Annotated in this window: 8 protein-coding genes; 2 read left to right on the top strand and 6 right to left on the bottom strand. The window is 42.3% G+C overall.

The window, feature by feature from the left end; genetic code table 11:
- Window positions 1-208: 208 nt before the first annotated feature.
- Genes ACCI49_RS22545 through ACCI49_RS22535 form a run of 3 tightly spaced genes read right to left on the bottom strand, consistent with a single transcriptional unit; the run spans window position 209 to window position 3,627 of the window.
- A complete protein-coding gene (locus ACCI49_RS22545; RefSeq protein WP_371841487.1) occupies window positions 209-793 on the bottom strand; it encodes a hypothetical protein in 585 nt (194 codons plus the stop codon).
- 16 nt (window positions 794-809) lie between these two features.
- Window positions 810-1,946, bottom strand: a complete 1,137-nt coding sequence (locus ACCI49_RS22540; RefSeq protein ID WP_371841486.1) for a dipeptidase — start codon at window positions 1,944-1,946, stop codon at window positions 810-812.
- A gap of 13 nt (window positions 1,947-1,959) precedes the next feature.
- Window positions 1,960-3,627, bottom strand: a complete 1,668-nt coding sequence (locus tag ACCI49_RS22535) for an amidohydrolase family protein (RefSeq protein WP_371841485.1) — start codon at window positions 3,625-3,627, stop codon at window positions 1,960-1,962.
- Between the two features lie 184 nt (window positions 3,628-3,811).
- Here ACCI49_RS22535 and ACCI49_RS22530 point away from each other — a divergent pair, with 184 nt between their 5' ends.
- Together ACCI49_RS22530 and ACCI49_RS22525 are read left to right on the top strand one after the other, a co-directional pair.
- The gene (locus ACCI49_RS22530) at window positions 3,812-4,717 is read left to right on the top strand and encodes a LysR family transcriptional regulator (protein WP_371841484.1); all 906 of its coding nucleotides are present in this window, start codon (window positions 3,812-3,814) and stop codon (window positions 4,715-4,717) included.
- A complete protein-coding gene (locus ACCI49_RS22525) occupies window positions 4,689-5,975 on the top strand; it encodes an NRAMP family divalent metal transporter (protein WP_371841483.1) in 1,287 nt (428 codons plus the stop codon). The genes ACCI49_RS22530 and ACCI49_RS22525 overlap by 29 nt, the downstream gene beginning before the upstream one ends.
- 739 nt (window positions 5,976-6,714) lie before the next feature.
- Here the strand turns inward: ACCI49_RS22525 and ACCI49_RS22520 are convergent.
- The 3 genes from ACCI49_RS22520 to ACCI49_RS22515 all read right to left on the bottom strand — a co-directional run bounded on the left by ACCI49_RS22520 (window position 6,715) and on the right by ACCI49_RS22515 (window position 7,847).
- A complete protein-coding gene (locus ACCI49_RS22520) occupies window positions 6,715-7,101 on the bottom strand; it encodes a VOC family protein (RefSeq protein ID WP_371841482.1) in 387 nt (128 codons plus the stop codon).
- A gap of 89 nt (window positions 7,102-7,190) precedes the next feature.
- Window positions 7,191-7,340, bottom strand: a complete 150-nt coding sequence (locus tag ACCI49_RS25160; RefSeq protein WP_503629707.1) for a glycine zipper domain-containing protein — start codon at window positions 7,338-7,340, stop codon at window positions 7,191-7,193.
- Window positions 7,341-7,610: 270 nt separating this feature from the next.
- On the bottom strand, window positions 7,611-7,847 hold the full coding sequence (locus ACCI49_RS22515; RefSeq protein WP_371841481.1) for a group II intron maturase-specific domain-containing protein: 237 nt from the start codon (window positions 7,845-7,847) through the stop codon (window positions 7,611-7,613).
- Window positions 7,848-8,292 lie beyond the last annotated feature (445 nt).

Raw genomic sequence — 8,292 nt, 5'->3', positions numbered from 1 at the left:
TGGTCATGGGTCATCTCTTTTTTGTTAATGGTAAAGAAATGACACAGAATTCTGAACACTACCGAGGTGCCCACATTAAAATTGAAAGCAGTAGTGCCGCAATTACATTCCCAATAAACTTTAGAATTGACTCCCCCTTTTCATGAGCTTTATGAGCCCATCGGAAATTAGCTCAAACATCAAGTGACAGTTAAGTCAGGAGTCTTCGCTAACAGTTGGAAGGTTTTATAGACTGAAGCTCGTCCCAGACGGAGTGAGGAGAACCTTGAGGCGAGACAAGGAAGTACCAGCGAAGCTCATTAATTTTTTCACAGTAAACTTGATTCCCTTTAAAATGGAGAGTCTGTTTCTTTTTGGTCACGAATGGCTCAACCCAGCTTATCTGGCCAGTGTATTCCTCATCAGCCTGCTCCATTGTGACAGCAGGTTCATACTCTTTGCCATCACTGACCGCCTTGTACAAACCTTTATAATAGGCGACGATAAACTCTTGAATTTCAGACTTCTGAAAAACTTGACCTTTCTCAGGTTTATGGGTCCATGAAAAAGCGTAGCTAAAAAAGTCTTCCTCTTCGGGTTTATACATACCTGGAAGAAACACAAGTTCTTCAATACCATTTAAGGTGATATCTGAAGCAAATTCGACCGGAAAAGGAATCACTTCAGTCTTTGAGGATTTTGGGAATTTGGAGTAGGTACTAAGCTCTTCTGCAAAGATCACAGGCGAAAAGATAAGCGTAATACATGTAACTAGTCGAATAAGAATGCCATCTAATTTAACACGCTTAACCATTTATGCCGACCTCTTTTTAATTCCACACGCTAGCGAAAACACGCAACCAATTTTTACCGATTATTTTTTCCACCACTCGATCAGGAACTCCTTTTTGACTTAGCTTGTAAGCAATAAGCTCCATTCGTCTTTCAGAATTTAGTTCGGGAATAAATGGTGGACGATGTGGTGTTTCGCCGGGCGCAGAAATTCCTGCAGCAATACGACGCGCAACCTCTTTACGGATACTTTCACGATAATCGGGGCCATCGTTGACTGGCACTACTCCTTGGTCACTGCCTATGGCAATATGGTCTTCCCCACAAACTTTATAGGCGTGAAGTATGTGTTTGATTACCATATCGGCTTTAATTTCGTGCTCACCCCCCTCTAAAAATGGCATTAAATAGATACCAACCAAGCCGCCAGTATCAGCTGCAGCCTTTAATTCTTTATCATCATTGTTACGAGGGTGCTCGTAAATCGCGTTGCAGCCAGTGTGAGATATCACAACTGGTCTTTTTGCCTGTTCGATAGCACTCGAAACAGTTCTCTTTCCTGAATGTGAAAGATCGACCAACACTTTCTCTGACTCCATTACCTCGATGGCTCTTTTCCCAAGCGAAGTAATTCCAGAGTCTTTCTTGACAAGCCCGCCACTGCCAAGAATTGAAGGTCCGTTGTAGGAGACCTGCATTATCTTGACACCCATCTTCGCGAATTCTGAAATGTCCGAAAGTGATTTATCAAACATTTCGGTTGACTGGAATCCCATTATGATACCAAGCTTCTTTTCCAGCTTAGCTTTTAGGATGTCTGAAGCGGATTGAATCAAAATTAAGCTGGTTGAGTTCTGCTCAATGATCGATTTGGTTTTTTCAATTTTCTTTATAGTCTCAGCATAGTCGTCACCAGGGTAAGGAACAGTCATATTCAAAGCACTGATCCCAGAGTTTTTGAAGGCATCTAGCGCGGCTTGAGTGACTGGTTGTCTAAGTGAAAATGCCCCACCGAGTCCATCAATGACAATCGATGAATCGTATTTACTCCAGATTGACTTACTTACATCAGTGCTAGAAAAAGCATTTAATACACCTGAGTTAATAGCCAGATAAGAACCAAGACTGCCTGATACAAGAGATTTAATTAATACTCTTCTGTTTATTTTATTCATAATGCTCCCAGAACTAATCGGCACTTCGTGAAGCAATACACTCCACTTCCACTTTGGCATCAAGCGCCAATCCACTCGCTGCAAAAGCACTTCTCGCAGGCATTTTCCCACTGAAGTATTGAACGTAGACCTTGTTTGCCACTGGCCAATCATCAATATCGGCGAGCATTAAAGTGCATTTAACGACATCATCAAAACTTAAGTTTTTACTTTTAAGAACTTGGCCAATATTCTTCATTGTTTGATGCATCTGAGCGTCCAGGGTCTCTCCCGCCAACGCTAAAGTTGAAGGGTGATTTCCGATTTGGCCAGACAACCAAATAGTTCCATTCATCTCGCGTGAAGAAGAGAAAGGCAACTGTGGATCATCACCGATAAAAATAAATCGTCCATTCTTTATCACATGGGCAATCGACTTACTATTTTCAATATTTTGCTCAGGACTTCCTGAAAGCACCACCAAGTTCGCCTTCTTTCCTACTTCAACACTTCCGACAGAATCTTCGATTCCTATCACTTTTGCGGCGTTAAGAGTGGCTGCTTGAATTGCTTCAAGAGGCATCATGCCAACCTTATCCACGAGCAGTTTCAGCTCATGGTGAATCATCGGTGTCGTATCCTTATCGAGATCACTGAATGCATCTGTGCCGGCCGCAATAGTAATACCGCTTTGATAGGCAAATTGTGTCATTTTTGTACTTAGCTGATCAAGAAATCTGTATTTTTCACTTAAGCCATTTCTTTCTTCAAATACAGTAAGAGTCGCATCTAAAATTGTCCCGTTATCTCTCATTGCGCTAAAAAGATCTATATATCCATCTTTTTTCAGCACTTCTTCCCGGGTTAAATGGTCAAACTCAGCGTTTTTCCTTCGCCATTCCTTGAAATTATCAACTAACTGTGCAGATATATCAGAAGCATGTGAAATAGTCTCAACGCCTGCATTAACAGTTTGCAAAGGTTTGGAAGGGCCAATATAGGCATGCGACCAGACTTTTAAGTCATGTTTTTTAGCTGCACTGGCAAGTAATGGTACCGTATCGGCTTCAACGTCTGCGTAGATCTTAATGCCCGTTGCGCCAGCACCTCTCGCTTGGAGCATTATTGAATCCATATCCGAATTCTCATCCACCGCCCTCATCCAGACTGTGTGCCCAGGATTACGTCCTTTGGCCGAAGCAATGGTTCTTGGATCAGAGAAAAAGGTTTCTCCACCGATTATGACTGAAAAGTAGATATCAGGCGAAGCGATGGCGTCGACCTCAGCTTGGCGCTTTAAGTACGCCAGCGCACGCGCATCTCCCCCCATATCTCTCACAGAAGTGACTCCACCCTGAAGCAGGTAACGTAGCCGCTCCGTAGTAATTGATAGCTTGTCCCAGCTATCTGGATCCGTAGCATGGTGAACATGAGCGTCTATTAGACCCGGAATAACGAATTTCCCATCTAAATCGACAACGCTAGCACCTCTCATTTTGGAGAGTTTCTTGGTTGAAGCGATTCTTTTGATTTTGTTGCCTTCGATAAGAATCGATTGCTTTTCATCGATTTTAAGAGATTTAACATCCACTATATTGGCATTAATGAGCAGGACCTGACCTGCCTTATTTTCCGCGGCTAATGCGTAGCTGTTAAAAGCAATAAATAAAACTACCAGAGCGGAGATTCGTTTGATATTCATAGGCTTATCTAGGAGGAACTTGCGGGATTCTTAATATAATCAGGTCATTTTGCGTCATTAGGAGTGTACTTTAAACGGCATTCTGGTTTATAGTGTATAAACTATAGGTTTAGCATGCTTGTTGGTATACTCGATTTTTCATCCCTCCACGAGAAGAGAAGCTGACTAGCCGCGAGGAAAGTCAATGAACAAATTACACGCTCTTGAAGCATACTGCTTGGTATGTGAAAAGCAGAACTTTGCGGCTGCTGCTCGTGAGCTCGGTATTTCGGCAGCAATGGTTGGCAAGTACATCAAGCAGTTAGAAGAAGAATTGGGTTGTTTATTGGTTATGCGTAATACGCGCAAGGTATCAATAACCGAAGCAGGCGAAAATTACTATAGGCAGATTTCACCAATACTAAATAAACTCCATGCTGCCGATCAGGCGATGTCAGAATATAATCAAGAACCCAAAGGTAAACTGTCGATATCGACGAGTGTAGAACTAGGTAGTCAATATTTCTCGAGCTTGATCGCAAATTATCGCGAGCTTTATCCTCAGGTGTTTCTGGATTTTCAACTCAGCAATGACCCTCTCGATTTGCTCGACAACAAAATCGATCTTGTTTTTAGGATCGCACCAGAATTACCCGACTCCAGCTACATTGTTCAATCAGTCGCGAAGACCAAATTAGCACTCTGGGCAAGTGATTCTTATATCAAGAAAAATGAGCTACCTGAAAATATGGAATCACTAAAGAGACACCAATTACTTTTCTTTAACCACAGCATTCGAGGCGACCACTGGTTGTTTCGAGATAAAGAAGAAATTAAAAAAATAAAATTACCTTGGGCGTGGCAATCCAACAATGGGAGACTATTAAATGAAGCCGCCGCTGATGGACAGGGAATAATTCAGGCCCCTTTCTATTCAGTCAAATCTTATGTCGAGTCTGGGCAACTAATTGAGATTTTGCCTGAACTTACTATAAAACCACTGACAGTTTTTGCGCTCTACCCTCATCGCTGCGAGCTTTCCTTGAAAGTCAAAACCTTTATCGATATGGCAAAAGGCTATTTTGGACAACATCACTCAGAGCAGTTCTAATTTAATGGATGTATTTAAACGCACTTTCTCTAATCTGGGCCCCGGAATTATTTGGGCTGCTAGCAGCATTGGCGTATCTCATATTGTCCAATCTACTCGTGCCGGGGCGGATTACGCTTTCGCTTTGATCGGGTTCATTTTTCTAGCTCATTTAATCAAATACCCTTTTTTCAAAATTGGTCCAGAGTATGCTGCCGTTACCGGCGAGAGTTTGTTAGAAGGCTATAGAAAACATAGCCGATTAGGCTTTTATAGCTATCTGGCGCTCACATTGCTAACAATGTTCTTTGTCCAAGCTGCGGTTACGATTGTTACTGCAGCCTTGGCTTTGAATCTATTTGGTGACATCTTAAACGTTTCGGAGTGGTCTGCCGTCATTCTGATCATCACTTGCGGAGTATTGATTGCCGGCCAATTTAAGTGGCTGAATGAGACCCTAAAGTGGATGGTACTTATACTAGCTATCGCCAGCTTGATTACACTTATTGCTGCAATAAGTCAAAACGGCCTTCTTCCCTCTAAAGCACATTCGACAGCGAATTTGGCCCCAGCAATGAGTATCGCATTTATAGTTGCATTAGTCGGGTGGATGCCAACTTCGATCGAAGTCTCTGTTTGGCATTCTATTTGGTCGGAACGGAAGATTAAAGAACAAGCGGAAAGAGAGCTTACTAAAAAGTCCCTAGTATTTGATTTTAAAGTTGGTTATTTCACTAGCTTGCTATTAGCAATAGTATTTGTTTGGTTAGGCGCACTGATAATGTTTGGGAAAGATATAGAACTATCTCAATCCGCAGGCATTTTTGCTGGGCAGCTAATCAATATCTATACCGAATCTCTGGGTGACTGGAGCCACTTAATAATCAGTATTATCTGTTTTGTTGCACTTTTCTCAACAACATTTGCAGTCTCTGATGGGTTCCCACAAGTTTGGCGTAGCGCTCTGAAATCATCAAATAGTAGCAATATCTCCGGAAATAGAATCTACGTAACAACCCTAATTACCCTTAGCGTTATAAGCTGGTTTATTATATCCCTATTTGCCAACCAGCTAAAAAACCTGATCGACTTTGTGACTACTTTATCTTTCGTTTGTGCGCCTATCTTTGCGTTACTCAATATTCTGGTTATGAATGGTAAATGGGTACCAAAAGAACATCATTTAAAAGGATGGTACTTCGTGTACACTTATGCTTGCTTGAGCTTAATGATAGGCTTTAGTTTGTATTTTATTTATTGGCGTTTTTTGAGTAGCTAGCCAGCCTATTTACACGATAAATCTTTTGGAATATTCTTCGGCATCCTCCAATCCAGAGATAGAAAATACCAACCACTGCGCCGATGGAAAAATTAACCAAACTAAGAACTGAATGCGGAATAGCCAATATGCGCACACTACGATCTTTTTGAATTAGCATTATGCTGCCAATCAGAACAATAGAATTTATTAGTTTCAATAACGCTATCGCATAAGGATATATGATTTGATGAATAGTTAATTGGCCTTTTTACAATGTAATAATCTTTGATCATATATTCGCAGCGTTCCTGCAGCTCGATAACATTTTCGTCAGTATACCCTAGTACTTCCTCTGGATATTTTTTGTTTGCCTTATTATATGCTCTTTCAATTTTTCCACAGTTCATTAGGTATTTACTCACCCTCACTATACGAGGAATAAATTCTTCGAACACCGTTACTGATCGCCAGATTTTCGAAATCAAAATACAATATTTTTAATCGCTCCCGAGATCACGTAAAAACTGTTGGAGAATAGAAAAAAGTAAGTAAACCGACTTTCAATGGAATCTTAGCCTTATAGCTAAAGCGATCTGGCTTTCTCCAGCCCCATCTTATGGCGAAGAATGACGACGTAAAATACACTGTGAAAATTGCGAGATATATCGCTAAGTAAGTAATTTCTTCAGTGTCTATTCATTACTCTAACTCCGGCATCATTTGCAGCAGCGGGGCAGAAGTCAAATTCACGCCCTTGTTATGCTTTGGGTTTACTCAGTAGGTGGAAGATTGCAAATTTGTTGCCATCTAGGTCTCTAAAATAAGCACCGTAATAAAGACCACCATGCCTTTCACCTGGATCCCCCTCATTTGTGGCACCTAATGAAATAGCTTTCGAATGCAACACTTTAACATCTTCGATACTTGAAGCTGAAAACGCTACCATAGTACCGTTACCTTGTGTCGCCGGCTGGCCGTCAAATGGCTGAGAAATTGCTAGTTTTGAGCCGTTCCCTCCAAAGGCATAGAAAACAGCTCGGTCAGTATTCATCAACTTCTTGCCATTCAAGAAAGGCAAGATTTCATCAAAAAACTGCTCAGCCCTGACCAGATCATTTGTCCCTAACGTTGTATGTGAAATCATTTCTCAATCCATGTGTTTACATAATGCCTAAAGCTCCTGCGGAAAAAGCAGAGCGAAGCGGCGGTTTTAACGCCAGGTGCCTTTACTTGTTAGCGAGCTTCTTGGTTTGCACTCCGTCTCCATATAGCGCCAAGTACAACGCTCAGAGCGACAGCAAAGCCTATAGCTTGTCCTATGTTGTTCGTAGCAGCACCAACCCCCGCTCCGATAGCTACACCCAAGGCAACACCAACCTTCATTATATTTTGAACACCTACTTTGCAAAACCTTTCCATTTTGGAGCTCCTTATTGTATTTAGTACACTTACCGCAAGGTCTATAGATGTATTGATGATTGCTAATCGGGATAGGGTGGCAGCTCACGGCACCCCTCCTCCCACACCACTGGGCATAGGGGTCACGTACCACAGCGGTTCATTTCCTCACTTCTCATCACATTGCCAATGAGGGCAATCCCAAGTCTGCAAAATATCGATTCGGCAATGCCCTGTAAAGGGCAGGACTCCTGCTTAAGCGCTAGGGACCATGGGCGGACTTAGCCGTATTCCACGTGTCCAACGATCAACACTCAGACGGCGCAGTTTTCGATAACCGCTACGTCCCCATTGCTTCCAGATATAACACCACAATTTTCGCCTGATCCATTTGTCGATGTTTCGCAGCGGGCTCAGTACTTCCGTTATGCCGAAGTACGCTTTCCAACCAAGCAGATACTTTCTTAAATCCGAGATGACATTCAACAGCATATGGCCTGTCGTTCGGCGGCTCAGCGCCCTAACTCAGTGCTTTAACTTAGGGTAAGACAATTAACTTTCCTCACGTAGATGCCGGATTTATAAAACATAAGCCAAATTGCAGATGGAGGGCTTAATGGTCACGGGTCCACTGACCCATTTATGTCACACCTCAAATCCGATTCTTTTACATCACCGCGCGATTTTACCTTGGGCTTCCTCCAGCCAATTCCTCGCGGATTTAACCTTGCCCTTTGGCTAACCTTCGGCTCTGTGAATACCTGGTACTAGCACTTTTACCTCGCTAGTTATTAACCCGGTGGCTCTATAGTTCTGTATAATACCCAAATGGATATTATTGATGCAAGAAAATTACCCGCTTCCGCGCAGGAAGAGAAACGCCGAACTGCCGTAAAGCTTTGGAAGAAATCAGAGTCTATAGCAGAAATTGCACGGA

Source organism: Microbulbifer epialgicus, from assembly GCF_041447265.1.
Lineage (GTDB): Bacteria > Pseudomonadota > Gammaproteobacteria > Pseudomonadales > Cellvibrionaceae > Microbulbifer > Microbulbifer epialgicus.
The sequence above is the reverse complement of the archived record's forward strand: the minus strand, read 5'-3'. Positions and strand labels throughout refer to the sequence as shown.

Bases quoted from the DNA above. Each gene is read 5' to 3' on its own strand.
- ACCI49_RS22545 (WP_371841487.1), bottom strand. From the start codon at position 793: ATGGTTAAGCGTGTTAAATTAGATGGCATTCTTATTCGACTAGTTACA.
- ACCI49_RS22540 (WP_371841486.1), bottom strand. From the start codon at position 1,946: ATGAATAAAATAAACAGAAGAGTATTAATTAAATCTCTTGTATCAGGC.
- ACCI49_RS22535 (WP_371841485.1), bottom strand. From the start codon at position 3,627: ATGAATATCAAACGAATCTCCGCTCTGGTAGTTTTATTTATTGCTTTT.
- ACCI49_RS22530 (WP_371841484.1), top strand. From the start codon at position 3,812: ATGAACAAATTACACGCTCTTGAAGCATACTGCTTGGTATGTGAAAAG.
- ACCI49_RS22520 (WP_371841482.1), bottom strand. From the start codon at position 7,101: ATGATTTCACATACAACGTTAGGGACAAATGATCTGGTCAGGGCTGAG.
- ACCI49_RS25160 (WP_503629707.1), bottom strand. From the start codon at position 7,340: ATGAAGGTTGGTGTTGCCTTGGGTGTAGCTATCGGAGCGGGGGTTGGT.
- ACCI49_RS22515 (WP_371841481.1), bottom strand. From the start codon at position 7,847: ATGCTGTTGAATGTCATCTCGGATTTAAGAAAGTATCTGCTTGGTTGG.